The following is a 19,871-nucleotide window of genomic DNA, read 5'->3' on the forward strand; positions in this document are numbered from 1 at the left end:
CATCTTGGCGCAAGCTGCACTACCCACAATGCGGGAGGCTTGCAGGGTAGCCAAAGGGGTTTCAAACCGCTAAACCGGCACCCACATGACTGCCGCATATCCGGCCCAACGCATGTCGCGGAAAAATGCATAGCGACTTTTCCGATGACGATATGTTTTGCCGGATAGGAGACTAATCAAAAGGGGAGCTTCTCGCGCTCATGGCCACATTCGACGTTCTTTGCATCGGCAATGCCATTGTCGATATTCTTTCGCGCACTGATGACTCTTTTCTGGAAACGAATGGAATCGTCAAAGGCGCGATGAACCTGATCGATGCAGAGCGTGCTGAATTGCTCTATGGCCGGATTGCAGGTCCGGCAACAGAAATGTCGGGTGGCAGTGCCGGAAATACGGCAGCCGGCGTCGCGAGCCTTGGCGGACGCTCGGCCTATTTCGGCAAGGTTGCGACCGATCACCTGGGCCGTGTTTTCGCGCATGATATCCGCGCGCAAGGCGTTGCATTCGACACCCGTCCGCTGGAAAAGGGATCGCCGACTGCTCGCTCCATGATTTTCGTGACGCCGGATGGCGAACGCTCGATGAACACCTATCTCGGTGCCTGCGTGGAACTCGGACCGGAAGATGTCGAAACCTCCAAGGTGTCCGATGCGAAGGTGACCTATTTCGAAGGCTATCTGTGGGACCCGCCGCGCGCGAAGGAAGCCATCGTCATGGCATCGAAGATCGCGCACGAAAAGAAGCGCCAGATGGCGATGACGCTTTCCGATCCGTTCTGTGTCGACCGGTATCGCGAAGAGTTTCTGGAACTCATGCGCTCGCGCACGGTCGATATCGTTTTCGCCAATGAGGATGAGGCCAAGTCGCTCTATAAGACGAAGTCGCTTGAAACGGCGATTGCCTCCATGCGTATGGACTGCGCGCTTTCGATCATCACCCGTTCGGAAAAAGGTGCGGTCGTCGTCACACCTGACCAGACCTTGACCGTCCCAGCCATTGAAATCGACGCGCTGGTCGATACGACCGGCGCAGGCGATCTTTACGCAGCTGGTTTCCTTTACGGTTATACGAACGAGCGTTCACTGGAAGATTGCGCCCGTCTTGGTTCATTGGCGGCGGGGCTTATTATCCAGCAGATGGGGCCGCGTCCGCAGCTCAGCCTGCAGGCTGCTGCAGGTCAGGCTGGCCTTGTTTAAGATTTATTCCGGCCTGATGATCCGGTCGCGCTGAAGCTCTTCTTCAGTGCGTCCGGGGCGGCTTTTATAGACGGGCAATGTCCAGCCGAAATAAAGTGCGCCGCCGCGAATGAGAAACGCGGTCAGAGCCGCTGCAATCGCACATATAGCTGGCTCGACCTGCAACCAGGCAAGCAGGACATAGAGACACGCACCGGCAAGCGAAGCCGTGACATAGATTTCGCGACGCATTAGCACGGAAGGCTCGCCCGCCACCATATCGCGCAATATGCCGCCCAGAGTGGCTGTTGAAATGCCGGTCACAATGGCGACGGATGGTCCGAAACCGAGCGCCAGTCCCTTGGCTGCACCTATTACGGTATAGGCGGCCATACCAATGGCATCGAGCCAGAGCAGGACGCGATAGCGCGATTCGACCATGTGTGCGGTGAAATAGACAAAGATGGCCGCCAGCGTACCCGCCAGCAGATAAGTCGGCTCGACAACCCAGAAAACCGGTGCACCGAGGACGAGATCGCGGAACGTTCCGCCGCCAATACCGGTGATATTGGCAAGGAACAGAAAACCGATGATGTCGAGCTGGCGTCGCGATGCTGCAAGAGCGCCGGTCGCAGCGAAAACGAAAACGCCTGCGAAGTTCAAAAACTCAGGAATCGTCACGCTGCAGGTCTCCTCCACACTTCCAGTGACAATTTTTCACCGGTTCGCGCCAATAGCAATATGCACATTAGAGCATAATCCGACCGGAGTGAAACGAGGATCGATAAGATTATGATTAAAATAGAATAGGTTAGACCGCTGATCCGATCCAGTTAGATCGAAATGCGCTTTATCGCAAACTGGACTGCAGATATGAAAAGAGCGGCAGACAAAGCCGCCGCTCCAATACTCATCCGTTATTGCTGAAATAATCAGCCATTGCCTTCGGAAGCGCCATTGTCGGCAGTCGCCTTCGGGCCGCCTTTGGAAACACCGACCATGGCCGGGCGCAGAACACGGTCGCCGATGGCGTAACCATCTTGCACGACCTGCACGACGGTGTTGTTCGGCAAATCCGGATTAGGCACTTCGAACATGGCCTGATGGAAGTTCGGATCGAACTTCTCGCCTTCCGGTTCAAGTTTCTTGACGCCGTGACGCTCCAGAGCCTGCAGCATGGCGCGTTCGGTCATTTCGACGCCGTCTGCGAGCGACTTCAGGCTGGCATCGGTCGCCAGAGCATCAGCAGGAATAGCGTCGAGCGCGCGGCGGAGATTGTCAGAGACCGACAGCATGTCGCGAGCGAAGTTGGTCACGGCATAGGTGCGCGCATCTTGCACATCGCGCTGGGTGCGCTTGCGAAGGTTTTCCATCTCGGCTGCAGCACGCAGGAGCTGATCCTTCAGCTCGCCATTGTCAGCTTCGAGCATCGCGATCCGGTTTGCGGTTTCATCTACCGCCGCCTCAGCTTCATCCTCGGCAACTTCCGCACGAGCTTCAGCCTTGCGCGCTTTCAGAAAATCGTCGGCAGCTCGGTTCAGCGCCTCACGATCCCGGGGATTGTTGATGTCGCGCTGCTCAAGATCGGGGTTCTGGGATTTGTTTTTTTCGTCAGCCATAATGCTACTTCCGTCTTGAATATCTTCTGGGGCGGATATCGAGTTTCATGCCAGTAAAATCAAGGTCTATTTTCAGGGACTTGGTTTGTCCCGGCAAATCTCACAGTTACCGCAGGAGCCGGGAAACGATCTGAGCGGTGTAGTCCACCATGGGAACGATCCGCGCATAGTTGAGCCGTGTGGGCCCAATGACTCCCAGAGCACCAATAACCCTTTGCTCGCTGTCGCGATAGGGGGCGACCACCAGCGATGAGCCGGAAAGGGAGAAAAGCTTGTTCTCCGAACCAATGAAGATGCGGACACCCGAACCGGCTTCGGCGAGATCGAGAAGCTGGACCATGCCGTCCTTGGTTTCGAGATCATCGAACAGATGGCGCAGGCGCTCGATGTCTTCCTGCGCATGGATGTTTTCCAGAAGATTGGCGCGACCGCGAACGATCAGCCGCGCCGGTTGATCCGTTCCAGCCCCGCTCCAGACCGCCAGCCCTTGGGCAACAAGTTCCTGCGATAACTGATCGAGTTCCTGCCGTGTTTCTTCCGTCAGCTTTTTCAATTCGGCTTTGGCTTCGGAAAGCGTGTGGCCATGGATGTGTGCGTTGAGAAAGTTCGATGCCTCGACCAGCTGCGAATTGCTGATGCCGACGGGCAGATTGACGACGCGGTTTTCGACATCGCCGTTCTGCATGACAAGAACAGCCAGTGCCCGTGTCGGTTCGAGACGAACGAATTCGATGTGTTTCAGCGCACCTTCCGCCTTGGTGGCAAGCACGAGGCCCGCGCCGCGCGACAGACCTGAAAGAACCTGACTTGCTTCGGTCAGAACGCTTTCGACGGAATTGTTCATGCCGGCGGAACGAACCTGCGCCTCAATGGAGGAGCGTTCCTCCGGCGGCAGATCACCCACTTCGAGAAACGCGTCGACAAAGAAGCGTAGCCCGATCTGGGTCGGCAGGCGTCCGGCTGAAACATGCGGTGCGTAGATGAGACCCAGATGCTCGAGATCGCTCATCACATTGCGGATCGTGGCAGGTGAAAGCGTGTGTGGCAGCAGTCGTGAGAGATTGCGCGAGCCAAGCGGATCGCCATCGTTCAGATAGGTTTCCACAATCAGCCGGAAAATATCGCGCGAACGCTGGTCGAGCGAACTCAAAAGCTGGTGTTCCGGCGTTTTCATCATAATATGGTCGCGAACCCTAGTGTGGCTTTGAATCCGAAATTCGTTCACAGCGCTGTTCCCAGGTGATGCGAATTTCGGATTCGCCACACTGGAAATAGCATACGCCAAATATAAGGTCGCAAGTCAAAGCGTCAAAGCCTTTAGGCTATAGTGACAGGCCTCTCAACATCTCTGACGGTTTTTCGGGCAGAATGGCTTTCTATTTGCGACCGGGAAGCCTAAAAAGCCGCACCGGAAAAATGAATCGAGGAATTTTCTATGCGTCCATCCAAGCGTGCGGCTGACGAAATGCGTGCCGTTTCTTTCGAACGCGGCATCTCCAAACATGCCGAGGGCTCCTGCCTCGTCAAGTTTGGCGATACGCATGTGTTGTGCACCGCAAGCCTTGAGGAAAAGGTGCCGGGCTGGATGCGCAATACGGGCAAGGGCTGGGTCACGGCGGAATACGGCATGCTGCCGCGTTCGACCGGCGACCGCATGCGCCGCGAAGCCGCTGCCGGTAAGCAGGGCGGACGCACGCAGGAAATCCAGCGTCTGATCGGACGCTCCTTGCGCGCTGTCGTGGACATGCAGGCGCTTGGCGAAGTGCAGATCACGGTAGATTGCGATGTCATTCAGGCCGATGGCGGCACGCGGACGGCAGCCATCACTGGCGGCTGGGTAGCGCTTCATGAATGCCTGCGCTGGATGGAAGCACGCCAGATGGTGCGCGTCGAGAAGGTTCTGAAAGATCATATCGCGGCGATTTCTTGCGGCATCTATGAGGGCGAGCCGGTGCTTGATCTCGACTATGCCGAAGACTCTGTCGCCGAAACCGACAGCAATTTCGTTATGACCGGCAAGGGCGGAATTGTTGAAATTCAGGGAACGGCGGAAGGTGCGCCTTTCTCGGAAGAAGAGTTTGCCAATCTGATGAAGCTCGCTCGCGGCGGCATTGATCGCCTTGTGTCCTTGCAGAAGATGGCTGTCGCCTGATAGGAACGAGGGCTGCTCCATATATCGAGGAGACCTCTTCCATGCGCGCAGCACGCATCCTTGAAACCGCGCTCTATGTCCGCGATGTCGCGGAGGCTATAGAGTTCTATCACGGCATTATGGGTCTGGAGCCGGTTGGGAAAGTCAGCGAGCGCAACGCATTTTTCCGGTGCGGCGACGGCATATTGCTTCTCTTCAGGGCCGAAGAGACATTGAAGCCGCCATTGCCAGAGCACTTGCCCGTGCCGTCCCATGGCACAAGCGGTCCCGGCCATGTATGTTTTGCTGCAAGCCGCGAGGAGATGGAACGCTGGCGCAACCATCTGGCAAAACATGGCATAGCAATCGAGGCCGAGTTCGACTGGCCGAATGGTGCGCATTCGATCTACTTCCGTGATCCATCCGGCAATTCATTGGAGATTGCCGAACCCAAACTGTGGAACTGAAAATGAGAAAACTGGAACAGGGCAAGCTGATCGTCGCTTCGCACAATGCGGGCAAGCTGAAGGAGTTCGACGGTCTGATCGGCCCGTTCGGCTTTGAGGTCAGTTCGGTTGCCGCTCTTGGCCTGCCAGAACCGGATGAAACCGGTACGACTTTTGAGGAAAACGCCTATATCAAGGCGCTTGCGGCGGCTGAAGCAACGGGGCTGCCAGCGCTTTCGGACGATTCCGGCATGATGGTCGATGCGCTTGACGGTGATCCGGGGGTCTACACGGCAAACTGGGCCGAGACGGAAGACGGCACACGCGATTTCGACATGGCGATGCAGAAGGTCGAGAACCTGCTGCAAGAAAAGGGCGCCGTTGCGCCACAGCAGCGCAAGGCGCGTTTCGTATCGGTCATCTGCCTTGCCTGGCCCGATGGGGAGGCTGAATATTTCCGTGGCGAAGTCGAGGGCGCGATTGTCTGGCCGCCACGTGGCACTACGGGTTTCGGTTTCGACCCGATTTTTCTGCCCGATGGCTATGAAAAGACTTTCGGCGAAATGACTGCCGATGAGAAGCACGGCTGGAAGCCAGGTGATGCTTCGGCCCTGTCGCACCGTGCCCGTGCTTTCAAGCTTTTCGCCGAAAAAGTGCTTAATGTGGAGCCAGCATCCGCAAAATGAACAAGCTGTTTCCCCCTTTGCAGGCAATAGATGCTGCTCGCGCAAATGCCGCCGGGTCGATCCCGATCGCGCGTGCAAATGGGGAAAATGCGTTTGGCGTTTACCTGCATTGGCCATTCTGTCTGGCCAAATGCCCTTATTGTGACTTCAACAGCCATGTTCGTCACAAGCCGGTCGATCAGGCGCGTTTTTCGGAAGCATTTCTTCGCGAGATGGAAACCTTGCGTGAGCGCACCGGCCCACGCACGATCACCAGCATATTCCTGGGCGGCGGCACGCCGTCGCTGATGCAGCCGGAAACCGTGGGTGCACTTCTCGATGGGATCGCGTCCCATTGGTCGGTAGCGCCCGATATTGAGGTGACGCTGGAGGCCAATCCGACCAGCGTGGAGGCAGACCGTTTTCGCGGCTATCGCGCGGCAGGCGTTAATCGCGTGTCGCTTGGCATTCAGGCACTCAACGATCCCGATTTGCGCCGTCTCGGACGCATGCATTCGGTCGAGGAAGCCAAGGCGGCCATTCGGTTGGCACGTGAGATTTTCCCGCGCCTGTCCTTCGATCTGATCTATGCACGCCCGAACCAGACAATCGAGGACTGGCGGGAGGAACTGAAAGAGGCCATCGGGCTTGCTGCCGATCATCTGTCGCTCTATCAGCTGACGATCGAGGAAGGCACACAGTTCTATAATCTCTGGAAGGCTGGCAAGCTGACGACGCCCGAGCCGGATCACGCCGCAGCGCTTTATGAGGAAACGCAAAGGGTCACGGCAGAGCACGGCCTTCCTGCCTATGAAATCTCCAACCATGCGGTGCCGGGGCGCGAGTCACAGCACAATCTCGTCTATTGGCGTTACGGGCAGTATGTCGGCATTGGTCCCGGCGCACATGGGCGTTTCGTGGAAAATTATATTCGTACCGTCACCATGACCGAAAAACATCCGGAAACCTGGCTGGATAAGGTCGAACGCAATGGCCACGGCATTATCGAAGAAGAATATCTCGATGGCGGACAGGAAGGCGACGAGTTCCTGATGATGGGCTTGCGTTTACGCGAAGGCATCGATCTTGCCCGCTATGAGCGACTTTCTGGCCATGCAGTTGATGAAAAGCGACTTGCGAAACTGATCGCGGAAGGCATGATCGAGCCGATGAGCGGCAGCATCATTCGCGCAACGCCGGATGGTGCGCTGGTGCTCGACGCGCTGGTTGCCGACTTGGCGGCATAAGGAACTTATAATGACGGACGAAGCAGGCGAGGGGCGACGGGAATATGTGGTTGGCGGCACGACAATGCGCGCCCGGCCACTGGAGCCTGCTCTTTATATCGTCTCGACCCCCATCGGAAATCTCGGCGATATGACGCTGCGCGGTATCGAAACGCTGGCGTCCGTCGATATTCTGGCTTGCGAAGATACGCGCGTAACCCGCGTTCTGCTCGACCGCTATGGTATAGCGCGCCGCCCCATCAGCTATCACGAACACAATGCCGCCGAAGCCGGTGAAAAGCTGATAGCGGCTCTGTCAGCGGGCAAAAGCGTTGCGCTGGTGTCCGATGCCGGAACGCCGCTCGTCTCCGATCCCGGTTTCCGTCTGGTGGGCGAAGCGCGCGAGGCGGGCATTCGTGTCGTACCTATTCCGGGTGCTTCCGCCGTTCTGGCCGCACTTGCCGCTTCGGGCCTGCCGACCGACGCCTTCATGTTCTGCGGCTTCCTGCCCCCCAAGCATGGGCAAAAACAGTCGAAGCTTGAAAGCCTCAAGGGCATCGACGCAACGCTGGTGTTCTATGAATCGCCAAACCGGACAGCGGCAACGCTGGCGGAAATGGCCGAAGTGTTCGGGCCGGATCGTATGGGCGCGCTCTGCCGTGAACTGACCAAGGCCTACGAGACCATTCGCACTGCGCCGCTGGGCGAGCTTGCAGCCGAGTTTGACGGCGAAGATCGCATTCGCGGTGAAGTCGTTCTGCTAGTGGGGCCGCCAACGGGCAACGCCGTTCCGCAAAGCGAGGAAGACATCGACAAGCTGCTGCTGTCGCTTGCCGCCGAACTGCCGCCATCCAAGGCCGCAGGCGAGGCAGCCCGCATGACCGGCGGACAGAAATCGGTTCTCTATCAGCGTCTCATGCAATTGAAATCGGATCAGCGATGACAGACCTCCGCGAGAAAAAGCGAACTGCTTTCTTTCGCGGACACAGCGCCGAACGTTTTGCTTCAGTGCTTCTTCTTCTGAAAGGTTTTCGGATCGTCGCCCGGCGCTATCGGACAAGGCTCGGCGAAATCGATCTGATCGCCCGGCGTGGCAATCTGATTTTGATTGTTGAGGTCAAGGCGCGGAGCAGTCTGGAAGCAGCACACCTCGCTGTCACGCCGCAGGCCATGCGCCGCATCGAAGCCGCAGCCGATCTCTGGCTGCAACGCCAGCCCGACCATGCCCGCCTGTCGCTGCGTTTCGATCTCATTGCCGTGCTGCCGCGACGGTGGCCCAAACATATTCCGGCATTCTTCACGAGCGGCAACTACTGATAAGTCTATGTAAATCCTATAAAAATTGTGGGGTATATTCCGGCATTACGGGAAATTAAAATCCCGTATTCCTCTGTTTTGAGGAAAAGTGATGCTCGCCGTCATTTTCACGCGCAAGCCCATTTCTTATAAAATCACGTCGCTCAACGGATAATGGCGCCAACTTTTACAAGACGCATTTCCGCACGCGAAACTAGTATCCACTTTCGCTGGAAATGCTCCCAAGGATGGCGCCGTGTCTCTATCGCAAAAGCGTTTACTGGCTGATTTTCCTGCCTTCTTCCGGGTATCGGAAGAGGTGGTTGTCGTCGTTGGCGGCGGCGAGGAAGCTTTGAACAAGGCGCGCCTTGTGGCGCAGACTTCGGCGCGACTTCGCATCGTTGCCGAAGAAACAGAACATCATCTGGCCGAGTTCATCGCAGGCCACGGCGCGGAGCATGTGGCTGCACCTTTCGCGCCTGAGCATCTCGATGGCGCAAAGCTGGTTTTTGTCGCAACCGGCGATGAAGCGCAGGATCGCGCCATTGCTGCCGTGGTCAAGGCCGAGAAGGTTCCGGTCAATGTCGTTGACCGTCCAGCACTTTGCGATTTCCTGACGCCCGCCATCGTCAACCGTGCGCCGGTCACCATTGCTATCGGTTCGGAAGGCACGGCCCCGGTTCTGGCGCAGATGGTGCGCGCGCGGATTGATGCCGCGTTCTCGCCGCGTCTGGGCGAGCTTGCGCATTTTGCCGAAAGCTGGCGTCCGCTGGTCGAGCGCGCCTTGCCCAAGGGGCTGGCACGCCGCAGCTTCTGGCGCGGGTTCTTTTCGGGCCGTGTCGCCCATGCCATCGAGAATGGCGACCGGGAGGAAGCGCAGAAAGCCGCGAACGACCTGATCAAGCAGCGCGACAATGTCGCCGGTTATGTCTGGCTGGTCGGTGCCGGTCCGGGTGCCGAAGACCTGCTGACCCTGCGCGCCCATCGCGCCTTGATGGAAGCCGATGTGATTGTGCATGATGCGCTGGTGCCGGAAGGTGTCATCGCCATGGGTCGCCGCGATGCGGAGCGTCTTGCCGTCGGCAAGCGCAAAGGCTGCCATTCCAAAAGTCAGGAAGAGATCAACCGCCTGCTGGTTGCGCTGGGCCGCGAAGGCAAGCGCGTTGTGCGGCTGAAATCGGGCGATCCGCTGGTGTTCGGACGTGCAGGTGAAGAAATGGCCGCACTGCGTGCCGCCGGTATCGGATTCGAAATCGTTCCCGGCATCACTTCTGCCTTTGCCGCCGCAGCCGACATGGAACTGCCGCTGACGCTGCGCGGTGTCGCCTCGTCGCTGGTGTTCACTACCGGTCATGACATGACCGGCGACGTGCTGCCGGGCTGGGCGAAGCTCGCCGTCTCCGGCGCAACCATTGCCGTCTATATGGGCTCGACCGTCGCGGCATCGGTTGCCGCGCGGCTGATGGGTGCGGGCCTGCACGAAGATACCGCCGTGGCGGTGGTGGAAAATGCGAGCCGGCAGGACAAGCGCCTGTTCCACGGTACGCTGAAGGATTTGCCGGATCTGGAAAGCCGCAAGGAGCTTTCCGGTCCGGTCATGGTGATCATTGGCGATGCGGTCGCCGGTGCCGCAATCGACAAAGCCGAAGCGCTGGCCCTCAAGCCGGTATCCGTCGCAGCCTAAACCTGCGGGATGCGCGGTTAACAAAAGTTTGGAGTTTGGAAATGGTTGTAAAAGTTCTCACTGCAAACCGGCTGATCGACGGACAGGCTGTTTGGCTCGGTGCTGACGGGTCGTGGCAGGAGACCATCGACGGCGCGCTGATCGCCCGCCATGCCGAAGCTGTCACGGCGCTTGAAGATGCGGGCAAGCTTGCAGCGAAAGCCAATCTGGTTGTCGATGTGAACGTGATCGATGTCGAGGAACGCGAGGAGGGGCTTTACCCGATCCGCCTGCGCGAGCGCATCCGTCTTTCCGGTCCGACCATCGTGACCTTCGGCGATTTTCCGCTCGAAAAGCCTGAATTGAAGCGCGCCTCCTGATTGTGGATTTGGACCTAGCCTATGTATCGTTACGATGAATTCGACCGCGATTTTGTTGCGGCCCGCGTTGCCCAGTTCAAGGATCAGGTCGAGCGCCGTCTGGCCGGAGAACTGACGGAAGACCAGTTCAAACCGCTGCGTCTGATGAACGGTCTCTATCTGCAACTGCACGCCTATATGCTGCGTGTGGCAATTCCCTATGGCACGCTGTCGAGCCGCCAGCTACGCAAGCTCGGTCACATTGCCCGCGTCTATGACCGCGGCTTCGGCCATTTCACCACGCGCCAGAATATCCAGTACAACTGGCCTGCCCTGAAGGACGTGCCGCGCATTCTGGAAGAACTGGCGGAAGTCGAAATGCACGCCATCCAGACCTCCGGCAATTGCATTCGCAACGTGACGGCTGATCATTTCGCGGGCGCTGCCGCCGACGAAGTGGCCGATCCGCGCCCATTCGCCGAAATTTTGCGCCAGTGGTCGTCGCTGCATCCGGAGTTTTCCTATCTGCCGCGCAAGTTCAAGATTGCCATCGTCGGCTCGGACCACGACCGCGCCGCCATTCAGGTGCATGACATCGGCTTGCAGCTGAAGAAGAACGAGGCGGGCGATCTGGGGCTGGCTGTCTATATTGGCGGCGGTCAGGGCCGCACGCCGATGGTGGCGAAGAAAATCCGCGACTTCCTGCCCATCGAGGACATGCTGACCTATGTGACGGCCATCGTGCGCGTTTACAATCTGCATGGCCGTCGCGACAACAAATACAAGGCGCGCATCAAGATTCTCGTCCATGAAACGGGCGTTGAAGAGCTGACCCGTGAGATCGATGCCGAGTGGGACGAAATCCGCAATGGCGAATTGAAGCTGCCGCAGCGCGATATCGACGCCATCGAAAGCTATTTCCGCATGCCGAACTTGCCGCAACGGCCGGAAGGTTGGGAAATTCTGGCTGTCACCCAGAAGGCCGATGCGGAATTTGCAAGTTGGGTGGCGCGCAATGTCACGCCGCACAAGAACCCGGATTATGCGGTCGTCACCATTTCGCTCAAGCCCATTGGCGGTATTCCGGGTGACGCAAGCGCTGAACAGATGGAGCTGGTGGCGGATATTGCCGAGACCTATTCCTTTGATGAAATCCGCGTCAGCCACGAGCAGAATCTGGTTCTGCCGCATGTGGCCAAGGCCGATCTCGCAGCCGTCTACGATCTGCTGCAATCGGACGGTCTGGTGACGCCGAATGCCGGTCTCATCACCGATATCATCGCCTGCCCCGGTCTCGATTATTGCGCCCTTGCCAATGCACGCTCCATTCCGGTGGCGCAGCGCATTTCGGAGCGCTTCGGCGACCAGCAGCGCCAGCTTGAGATCGGCGATCTCAAGATCAAGATTTCCGGCTGCATCAATGCCTGCGGTCATCACCATGTCGGCCATATCGGCATTCTGGGCGTCGAGAAGAAGGGCGAAGAGCTTTATCAGATCACGCTTGGCGGTTCGGCGGACGAGTATTCGACTATCGGTGACATCACCGGTCGCGGCTTCTCGTCGGAAGAGGTGGTTGATGCCATCGAAACAGTTGTGGACACCTATCTGGGCTTGCGCGAAAGTCCGGAGGAAAACTTCCTCGCCGCCTATCGCCGGGTTGGCATGGAGCCGTTCAAACAAGCGCTTTATGGAGAAATAAGCCGTGCAGCTTGATGCGGAAGAAAGTGCTGCCGCCGAAGCCCGCCTTTTGGAGGCAAGCCACGGTGCGTCTTCCCCGCATGATGTGATCGCGCTCGTCACGCGTGAACTCTATGAGGGGCAGATCGCGGTCGTGTCTTCCTTCGGCGCGGAATCGGCTGTGCTTTTGCATATGATCTCGCAAATCGATCCGGCGACGCCGGTTCTGTTTCTCGATACGGGCAAGCATTTTCGGGCGACACTTGATTATCGTCATGATCTGGTGGACCGGCTGGGATTGACCGATGTGCAGGATATTCTGCCGCTGGAAGACAGTGTCAGGACGGAAGACCCGTTTGGCGCTTTGTCGATGACCGACAAGGATCGCTGCTGCTTCATCCGCAAGGTCGAGCTGATGGCGCGCGCCGTGGCCCCCTATCGCGCCTGGATGACGGGCCGCAAGCAGTTTCAGGCATCGACCCGCGAAAGCTTGGCCGTATTCGAATCGGTCGGTTCGCGCATTCGTATCAATCCGCTGGCGCGTTTGCAGGCAGCCGATCTCAAGGCCTATGCCGAAAAACACGACCTGCCGCCGCATCCGCTGATCGCGCAGGGCTATCGTTCCATCGGCTGCATGCCCTGCACACGGCCCGTGGGCGAGGGCGAGGATCAGCGAGCCGGACGCTGGGCCGGATCGGAAAAGACAGAATGCGGCATCCATCTGTCGGGTCTGTCCGATAGTTTGAAGAATTTGGGAGCAGGTGACCGGAAATGAGCGATATCAACGAAACCAAACTCTGGTCTGCCGAGGGCTTTCGCGAGGACGACTATGTCTTTGCCGACGATCTTGAAATGGCGGGCGATGCCCCGGCAATCATCATTCCGCTGGCCGTCTGGCTCGGACTGGATGAGGAGCGCCGCCGCGCCTCCAATCGCCGGATCGGCGTTTCGGTGGCGCCGGGCGAAGCCATTGATCCGCTTCTGGATGATCTGGGCAGTGTGCCGCTGATCGCCTTGCAGTTTCCGGCCTTTAATGACGGGCGTTCCTATTCCAAGGCGGAGATTTTGCGCCGCGAAGGCTTTGCGGGTGAGTTGCGCGCCGTTGGCGACGTGCTGATCGATCAGGCCGCCCTGATGCTGCGGACCGGTTTCGACAGCCTTCAGGTGACCAACAAGGTGGCGCAGGGCCGTCTTGGCGAAAATCGTCTGGTCGATACGCCCGGCTATTATCAGCCAGGACGCGGTTCTGTGCCGGAAGAGGCTGGGTTCGCCTGGCGTCGCGTCAAGGCAAGTTAGGCACATCACTCAAATTTGCCATTTTTCTGCGGGCCTTGATGCGCTAGACACGCCTCACCAACTTCAGGGAGTCGCGGTGTGATCCGGCATATTGTTTTCTTCAGTGTCAAAGAAGGTCAGGATATAGAGACTGTCAAAAAGGGGCTGGAGCAACTCGGCACCATTCCTCATGCTGACCTTTTTGAAGTTCTGCCGAATTCCAGGGTCGATCCGATGTGTGACCGCATTGATCTCGTGGTCTATGCCGAGTTCAAAGATGAGGAAGCGCTTTTCGCTTTTAAGAAACATCCGACCTATGACGCGACGACGCAACTGGTGCGTCCGATGCGCGAATTGCGCTTTTCAGCCGATGTTTTGACAGACAAGCGTTAAAGCATTTCCAGCAAAAGTGCGAAGCGGTTTTGCGTTCGGAAATGCGTAAAAATAACTACCAGTCGGCCTGTGGTCTTTCCTGTAACGGCAGGCCGCCGAAAAGATCAGGCTCGCTGGACGTTCTCGCTCGTTCGATATTGAGGAGCTTGAGTTTTGTTGCCGTTCCGCCTGCTGCGGAAAAGCCGCCGACCTTGCCATTGGCACCGAGCACCCGGTGACAGGGCACAATGATTGGAAACGGGTTTTTGCCCAGTGCATAACCGACAGCCTGCGAGAGACTTACGTCACCGATCCGTCGGGCAATCGCACCATAGGTCGTTGTCTCGCCCGGTTTCAGCTCAAGGATAATTTCATAGACCTGCCGGTTGAGATCGGGCTGGGCATCCAGCGCCAGCGGTGTACCTGAAAAATCGACATCGGCGCCTGCCAGAAGCGCGCGCACACCTTGGATTGCATTGCTGACGAAGGAGGGCTCGTTGATATCTTCGGCACCGGGGAACCGCTCGCCGAGCCGATAGCGGGTTTCCTTCTCGTCAGCATCCCCGATCTCGACGCCCACAATCTTCTGTCCGCGCCATGCAATGCCGCACGGTCCGATCTCTGTTTCGAAAATGGTGACGCCTGACGATTCCATGGAAGTCATATTAACATGGTTTTGAACGGGACAAATGCCGGTTATCGGGCAACGATAGGAACGTTCACGTGAAAAGTCGTAACAATTGCGAAAAATGGCGCAGCGAAATGGTTGAAGAACGACACAAATAATGATTGTGTGATGGCGACCGGCCAATGCCCTTAAATGGCCAAACGGATTGACGAGAGTTTCCGGCACCTGTCACGGCGGGCGCGGAACCAAGGAATTTAAATGGACGATTACGAGCGATATGCCACAGGGTTGATGATCGTTTTTGGCGCGCTGATTATCGGCGGCCTCATGGCGGCCAACCTGTACCACGGCGACAAGCCGGGCTTTTTATTCGCGCTGGGCGCTGCGGTTGTCAGCTGGTTCGCGGCTTTCGCCGTCCTGTTTGACAAGCCACGCGTTTATGGCGTGATGATTGCGGTTGCGATCGGTCTGGTTGCGGCTTCAATCGGTGCTTATGTCACCTGATTTTTGAACCGTATGATTAAGAAAAAAGCCCCGGTTTTCCGGGGCTTTTTCGTTCTAGAGATATGGCGAATAGCACTGGCGCCGTGGCCCATAATTGGGCTGGAACGTATTATCGTAGGCTCGGTAGGAACGATAACGGTTGTAGCACCACCGCACATGCGGGTTGCCGCCGCGATAGACCGGTGCCGGACGGTAGCGATAAGCAGGCGGCGGCCCCCAGTAACGGCGATCATAGCGATAGTATGGACGGTAACGCGGGCGATCATGTCGCCAGTGTCGACGATGCTCCCGCCAATAGCGGCGGTCACCACGATAGTCGTAATACTGAACGTTTTGAACATTAGGTGCAGGAGCCTGGGCGGACGGTGTCGCCATCAAAGACGGCTGCGCCGCATTCGCAGTTCCGGCAGCAGCGGATAGTCCCATGCCGAGTGACAAACATGCAGCAAACAGGGAATAAGCAAACCTTTTCATCGGCCTCTCCTCACAGCGCATACCGAAAAATGTGAAACGGTTTTCGGATAAGATGCGCGTAAAAATAAACAACACATATCGTCCCTGCCGTTATTTTAGGCCGGACATTGTGGCGGAGCAGTGGCCCTGCGAAGTCACGATTTCTTCGTTGCGGCAACAGATCGGTGATGCTCTGATTTTGGGGTAGGAATTAGTCGCCCCGAATTGACATAAAGATATGTTTATGTCATTAAGCGACTTCCGTGATGTGCGTATAAAGGGCAATTCAGGTTTATGTGTCCGAACAGACCTGCTGCCTGGTAACAGATTGAATATAGGCGGTGTTTTATGGCCTCTTCCCTCGATGGTCTTTTTGGTGCAACGGCTGCGCAGCCGGATGGCTCAGAAGTACTCGCAGCTCTCACCAAGGCAGCGCGTGAGCGCATCCTGATCCTCGACGGCGCGATGGGAACCCAGATTCAGGGGCTTGGTTTTCATGAAGAGCATTTCCGCGGCGAGCGTTTCGGCGCCTGCGATTGCCAGCTTCAGGGCAATAACGACCTTCTGACGCTGACGCAGCCCAAGGCTATCGAGGAAATCCATTATGCCTACGCCATTGCGGGCGCGGATATTCTCGAAACCAATACGTTTTCGTCCACGACAATTGCCCAGGCCGATTATGGCATGGAAGAGCAGGTCTATGAATTGAACCGCGACGGCGCGCGCCTTGCCCGCCGTGCAGCCTTGCGCGCCGAGCAGAAGGATGGCCGCCGTCGTTTCGTTGCGGGCGCTCTGGGGCCGACAAACCGCACCGCTTCCTTGTCGCCGGATGTCAACAATCCCGGCTACCGCGCCGTTACCTTCGACGATCTGCGCATCGCCTATGCCGAGCAGATCCGGGGGCTGATCGATGGCGGTTCCGACATCATCCTGATTGAAACCATCTTCGATACGCTCAACGCCAAGGCTGCCGTATTTGCCTCGGAACAGGTGTTCGAGGAAAAGGGCATCTTTCTGCCGGTGATGATTTCCGGCACGATCACCGATCTTTCCGGCCGCACCCTGTCCGGCCAGACGCCAACGGCATTCTGGCATTCGCTGCGTCACGCCAAACCATTTACCATCGGCCTCAATTGCGCGCTCGGCGCCAACGCTATGCGTGCGCATCTCGACGAATTGTCGACCATTGCCGACACCTTCATCTGCGCCTATCCGAATGCCGGTCTGCCGAACGAGTTTGGCCAGTATGACGAAACGCCGGAAGCGATGGCTGCCCAGATCGAAGGCTTTGCCCGTGACGGCATGGTCAATGTGGTCGGCGGCTGCTGCGGATCGACGCCCGAACACATCCGCGCCATTGCCGAGGCTGTTGCGAAACACCCGCCGCGCAAGCCTGCCAAGGTCGCGCCGCTGATGCGCCTTTCGGGCCTTGAGCCCTTCACGCTGACCGAGGATATTCCTTTCGTCAATGTCGGCGAACGCACCAACGTGACCGGCTCGGCACGCTTCCGCAAGCTGATCAAGGCTGGCGATTTTGCTGCTGCGCTCGACGTCGCGCGCGATCAGGTTGTCAACGGCGCCCAGATCATCGATATCAACATGGATGAAGGCCTGATCGATTCCGAAAAGGCCATGGTCGAATTCCTCAATCTGATTGCTGCCGAGCCGGATATCGCTCGCGTGCCGATCATGATTGACAGTTCCAAATGGGAGGTAATCGAGGCTGGCCTGAAATGCGTTCAGGGCAAGGCGGTGGTCAATTCCATCTCGATGAAGGAAGGCGAGGAAGCCTTTATCCATCACGCCAAGCTCGTCCGTGCTTATGGCGCGGCGGTTGTCGTCATGGCTTTCGATGAAACCGGGCAGGCCGATACCGAGGCGCGCAAGATCGAAATCTGTACCCGGGCCTACAAGATCCTGACCGAACAGGTCGGTTTCGCACCGGAAGACATCATCTTCGACCCGAACATCTTTGCAGTGGCGACCGGTATCGAAGAACACAATAATTACGGTGTCGACTTCATTGAGGCGACACGCAAGATCATGGCGACCTTGCCGCATGTCCATGTCTCGGGTGGCGTGTCGAACCTTTCTTTCTCGTTCCGCGGCAATGAGCCGGTGCGCGAGGCGATGCATGCCGTCTTCCTCTACCACGCCATTCAGGCGGGTATGGATATGGGCATCGTCAATGCCGGTCAGCTGGCGGTTTACGATGCCATCGATCCGGAACTGCGCGAGGCCTGCGAGGATGTGGTGTTGAACCGCCGCTCCGATGCGACCGAACGTTTGCTGGAAATCGCCGAACGTTTCCGCGACTCCGGCTCCAAGGAAGCCAAGGTGCAGGATCTGACCTGGCGCGAATGGCCGGTGGCAAAGCGCCTCGAACATGCGCTGGTCAACGGCATCACCGAATATATCGAAGCCGATACGGAAGAGGCGCGCCAGTCTGCCGAACGTCCGTTGCACGTCATCGAAGGCCCGCTGATGGCTGGCATGAATGTGGTCGGCGATCTGTTCGGTGCCGGCAAGATGTTCCTGCCACAGGTGGTCAAATCGGCCCGCGTGATGAAGCAGGCCGTGGCCGTTCTCCTGCCATATATGGAAGAAGAAAAGCGTCTCAATGCTGAAAAAGGCATTGGCGGCGGTGAACGTCAGAGCGCTGGCAAGGTGCTGATGGCGACCGTGAAGGGCGACGTGCACGATATTGGCAAGAATATCGTCGGCGTCGTGCTGGCCTGCAACAATTACGAGATCATCGATCTTGGCGTGATGGTGCCATCGCAGAAGATTCTGCAGGTAGCGCGTGACGAAAAGGTGGATATCATTGGCCTTTCCGGCCTCATCACGCCTTCGCTGGATGAGATGGCGCATGTGGCAGCGGAAATGGAGCGCGAAGGTTTCGATATTCCGCTTCTGATCGGCGGCGCGACCACGAGTCGTGTCCATACGGCGGTGAAGATTCATCCGCGCTATGAACGCGGACAGGCGGTCTACGTCATCGATGCCAGCCGTGCCGTCGGTGTGGTTTCGAGCCTGCTGTCGCCGGAAGGCAAGCAGGCCTATGTTGACGGTCTGCGCGGGGAATATGCCAAGGTGGCAGCCGCTCATGCGCGCAATGAAGCGGAAAAGCAGCGCCTGCCGATCGCTCGTGCCCGCGCCAATGCGCATAAGCTCGACTGGGATAATTTTGTTCCGGCAAAGCCGACATTCACTGGCACGAAGACCTTCGACGATTACGATCTGGCCGAAATCGCCCGCTATATCGACTGGACGCCGTTCTTCCAGACCTGGGAGTTGAAAGGCCGCTATCCGGCAATTCTTGAAGACGAGAAGCAGGGCGAGGCAGCCCGGCAACTCTGGGACGACGCTCAGGCGATGCTGAAAAAGATCATCGACGAAAAGTGGTTCACGCCGAAAGCTGTCGTCGGTTTCTGGCCCGCCAATGCGGTCGGCGACGATATTCGTCTTTTCACCGATGAAAGCCGGAACGAGGAACTTGCCACTTTCTTCACGCTGCGCCAGCAATTGAGCAAGCGCGATGGTCGTCCGAATGTGGCGATGTCCGACTTCGTCGCACCCGCCGAGAGCGGAAAGCAGGATTATGTCGGCGGCTTCGTCGTCACGGCAGGCATTGGCGAAGTGGCGATTGCCGAGCGTTTCGAGCGCGCCAATGACGACTATTCCGCTATTCTTGTGAAGGCGCTGGCCGACCGTTTTGCCGAAGCCTTTGCGGAACTGATGCATGAGCGCGTGCGCAAGGAATTCTGGGCCTATGCGGCGAATGAGACCTATTCGCCGGAAGAACTGATCGGTGAACCCTATCAGGGTATTCGTCCTGCGCCGGGCTATCCGGCCCAGCCCGACCATACCGAAAAGACCACCCTGTTCCGTCTGCTCGATGCAACGGCGGAGACGGGCGTGGAATTGACGGAAAGCTATGCGATGTGGCCCGGCTCTTCCGTATCGGGTCTCTATATCGGCCATCCGGAAAGCTATTATTTCGGCGTGGCCAAAGTCGAACGGGATCAGGTCGAGGATTACGCGAGCCGCAAGGGAATGACGATAGAGGAAGTCGAGCGCTGGCTCGCACCGATCCTTAATTATACCCCAGGTGCAGCTGCCGAAGAGGCTGCGGCGTGACAAATGCCGCAACTCGATTAGCTTAATCTCATATACTCGTATTTCTGACAGATGTATTGGCCGCGTTTGACTGGTTTGTAGTTGCTTGTCGACTACAAACCAGCAGACGTAACTGCGTCGGCTCGGCATTCCATGTTCCAGAACCGTTGATTTATTTGGCGTTTTAGAGCCTGAATCATAATGAATGTAATGATATCAGGCTCTTGCGATACGCCGTGTGAGGAAGCGGATATTTGCGATGT

General features: G+C 57.6%; 20 protein-coding genes. 15 read left to right on the top strand and 5 right to left on the bottom strand.

Going from position 1 to position 19,871, the window contains the following annotated elements; all coding sequences use genetic code 11:
• Window positions 1-200: 200 nt before the first annotated feature.
• Window positions 201-1,196, top strand: a complete 996-nt coding sequence (locus tag FG152_RS05350; protein ID WP_010658011.1) for an adenosine kinase — start codon at window positions 201-203, stop codon at window positions 1,194-1,196.
• A gap of 3 nt (window positions 1,197-1,199) precedes the next feature.
• Here FG152_RS05350 and FG152_RS05355 read toward each other — a convergent pair whose 3' ends face one another.
• From FG152_RS05355 to hrcA, 3 genes are all read right to left on the bottom strand, one after another.
• Window positions 1,200-1,856 (bottom strand): trimeric intracellular cation channel family protein, encoded by a 657-nt coding sequence (locus tag FG152_RS05355; protein WP_010658012.1) that lies wholly within the window; start codon window positions 1,854-1,856, stop codon window positions 1,200-1,202.
• A 251-nt stretch (window positions 1,857-2,107) separates the two neighbouring features.
• Window positions 2,108-2,794 (bottom strand): nucleotide exchange factor GrpE, encoded by a 687-nt coding sequence (gene grpE / locus FG152_RS05360; RefSeq protein WP_010658013.1) that lies wholly within the window; start codon window positions 2,792-2,794, stop codon window positions 2,108-2,110.
• A gap of 106 nt (window positions 2,795-2,900) precedes the next feature.
• A complete protein-coding gene (gene hrcA, locus FG152_RS05365; protein ID WP_010658014.1) occupies window positions 2,901-3,971 on the bottom strand; it encodes a heat-inducible transcriptional repressor HrcA in 1,071 nt (356 codons plus the stop codon).
• Window positions 3,972-4,229: 258 nt separating this feature from the next.
• On the opposite strand from hrcA, the gene rph reads away from it, so the two are divergent.
• The 12 genes from rph to FG152_RS05425 all read left to right on the top strand — a co-directional run bounded on the left by rph (window position 4,230) and on the right by FG152_RS05425 (window position 13,925).
• Complete coding sequence (rph, locus tag FG152_RS05370) at window positions 4,230-4,946, top strand: ribonuclease PH (RefSeq protein WP_010658015.1); 717 nt, start codon at window positions 4,230-4,232, stop codon at window positions 4,944-4,946.
• A 41-nt stretch (window positions 4,947-4,987) separates the two neighbouring features.
• Window positions 4,988-5,392, top strand: coding sequence for a VOC family protein (locus tag FG152_RS05375; RefSeq protein WP_036586081.1), 405 nt, complete (start codon window positions 4,988-4,990; stop codon window positions 5,390-5,392).
• A 2-nt stretch (window positions 5,393-5,394) separates the two neighbouring features.
• Window positions 5,395-6,057: an RdgB/HAM1 family non-canonical purine NTP pyrophosphatase gene (gene rdgB, locus FG152_RS05380; protein ID WP_029925910.1), complete on the top strand. Its 663-nt coding sequence runs from the start codon at window positions 5,395-5,397 to the stop codon at window positions 6,055-6,057.
• Window positions 6,054-7,283 (top strand): radical SAM family heme chaperone HemW, encoded by a 1,230-nt coding sequence (gene hemW / locus FG152_RS05385; protein WP_029925909.1) that lies wholly within the window; start codon window positions 6,054-6,056, stop codon window positions 7,281-7,283. The genes rdgB and hemW overlap by 4 nt, the downstream gene beginning before the upstream one ends.
• Before the next feature lie 10 nt (window positions 7,284-7,293).
• Window positions 7,294-8,205 (top strand): 16S rRNA (cytidine(1402)-2'-O)-methyltransferase, encoded by a 912-nt coding sequence (gene rsmI / locus FG152_RS05390; RefSeq protein WP_454502830.1) that lies wholly within the window; start codon window positions 7,294-7,296, stop codon window positions 8,203-8,205.
• Window positions 8,202-8,579 carry a YraN family protein gene (locus tag FG152_RS05395; RefSeq protein WP_010658020.1) on the top strand — a complete coding sequence of 126 codons (378 nt, stop codon included), beginning with the start codon at window positions 8,202-8,204 and terminating at the stop codon, window positions 8,577-8,579. Before rsmI ends, FG152_RS05395 begins: the two co-directional genes overlap by 4 nt.
• A 235-nt stretch (window positions 8,580-8,814) precedes the next feature.
• On the top strand, window positions 8,815-10,242 hold the full coding sequence (gene cysG / locus FG152_RS05400) for a siroheme synthase CysG (RefSeq protein ID WP_029925907.1): 1,428 nt from the start codon (window positions 8,815-8,817) through the stop codon (window positions 10,240-10,242).
• A 41-nt stretch (window positions 10,243-10,283) separates the two neighbouring features.
• Window positions 10,284-10,601 carry a DUF2849 domain-containing protein gene (locus FG152_RS05405; protein WP_036586078.1) on the top strand — a complete coding sequence of 106 codons (318 nt, stop codon included), beginning with the start codon at window positions 10,284-10,286 and terminating at the stop codon, window positions 10,599-10,601.
• A gap of 21 nt (window positions 10,602-10,622) precedes the next feature.
• On the top strand, window positions 10,623-12,293 hold the full coding sequence (locus tag FG152_RS05410; RefSeq protein ID WP_029925903.1) for a nitrite/sulfite reductase: 1,671 nt from the start codon (window positions 10,623-10,625) through the stop codon (window positions 12,291-12,293).
• Window positions 12,283-13,032, top strand: a complete 750-nt coding sequence (locus FG152_RS05415; protein WP_498985420.1) for a phosphoadenylyl-sulfate reductase — start codon at window positions 12,283-12,285, stop codon at window positions 13,030-13,032. The genes FG152_RS05410 and FG152_RS05415 overlap by 11 nt, the downstream gene beginning before the upstream one ends.
• Complete coding sequence (locus FG152_RS05420; RefSeq protein ID WP_010658025.1) at window positions 13,029-13,553, top strand: DUF934 domain-containing protein; 525 nt, start codon at window positions 13,029-13,031, stop codon at window positions 13,551-13,553. Before FG152_RS05415 ends, FG152_RS05420 begins: the two co-directional genes overlap by 4 nt.
• Window positions 13,554-13,631: 78 nt before the next feature.
• Window positions 13,632-13,925: a Dabb family protein gene (locus FG152_RS05425; protein WP_010658026.1), complete on the top strand. Its 294-nt coding sequence runs from the start codon at window positions 13,632-13,634 to the stop codon at window positions 13,923-13,925.
• Window positions 13,926-13,980: 55 nt separating this feature from the next.
• On the opposite strand, the gene FG152_RS05430 is transcribed toward FG152_RS05425, so the two are convergent.
• On the bottom strand, window positions 13,981-14,559 hold the full coding sequence (locus FG152_RS05430) for a methylated-DNA--[protein]-cysteine S-methyltransferase (protein ID WP_029925899.1): 579 nt from the start codon (window positions 14,557-14,559) through the stop codon (window positions 13,981-13,983).
• A 231-nt stretch (window positions 14,560-14,790) separates the two neighbouring features.
• On the opposite strand from FG152_RS05430, the gene FG152_RS05435 reads away from it, so the two are divergent.
• Window positions 14,791-15,036 (top strand): hypothetical protein, encoded by a 246-nt coding sequence (locus FG152_RS05435; RefSeq protein WP_010658028.1) that lies wholly within the window; start codon window positions 14,791-14,793, stop codon window positions 15,034-15,036.
• Between the two features lie 54 nt (window positions 15,037-15,090).
• Here FG152_RS05435 and FG152_RS05440 read toward each other — a convergent pair whose 3' ends face one another.
• Window positions 15,091-15,510: a BA14K family protein gene (locus FG152_RS05440; RefSeq protein WP_010658029.1), complete on the bottom strand. Its 420-nt coding sequence runs from the start codon at window positions 15,508-15,510 to the stop codon at window positions 15,091-15,093.
• Window positions 15,511-15,837: 327 nt separating this feature from the next.
• Here FG152_RS05440 and metH point away from each other — a divergent pair, with 327 nt between their 5' ends.
• Window positions 15,838-19,629, top strand: a complete 3,792-nt coding sequence (gene metH, locus FG152_RS05445; RefSeq protein WP_029925896.1) for a methionine synthase — start codon at window positions 15,838-15,840, stop codon at window positions 19,627-19,629.
• Window positions 19,630-19,871: the final 242 nt, after the last annotated feature.

Source organism: Ochrobactrum sp. XJ1, assembly GCF_024701725.1.
In the GTDB taxonomy this organism is placed as follows: Bacteria; Pseudomonadota; Alphaproteobacteria; order Rhizobiales; family Rhizobiaceae; genus Brucella; species Brucella anthropi.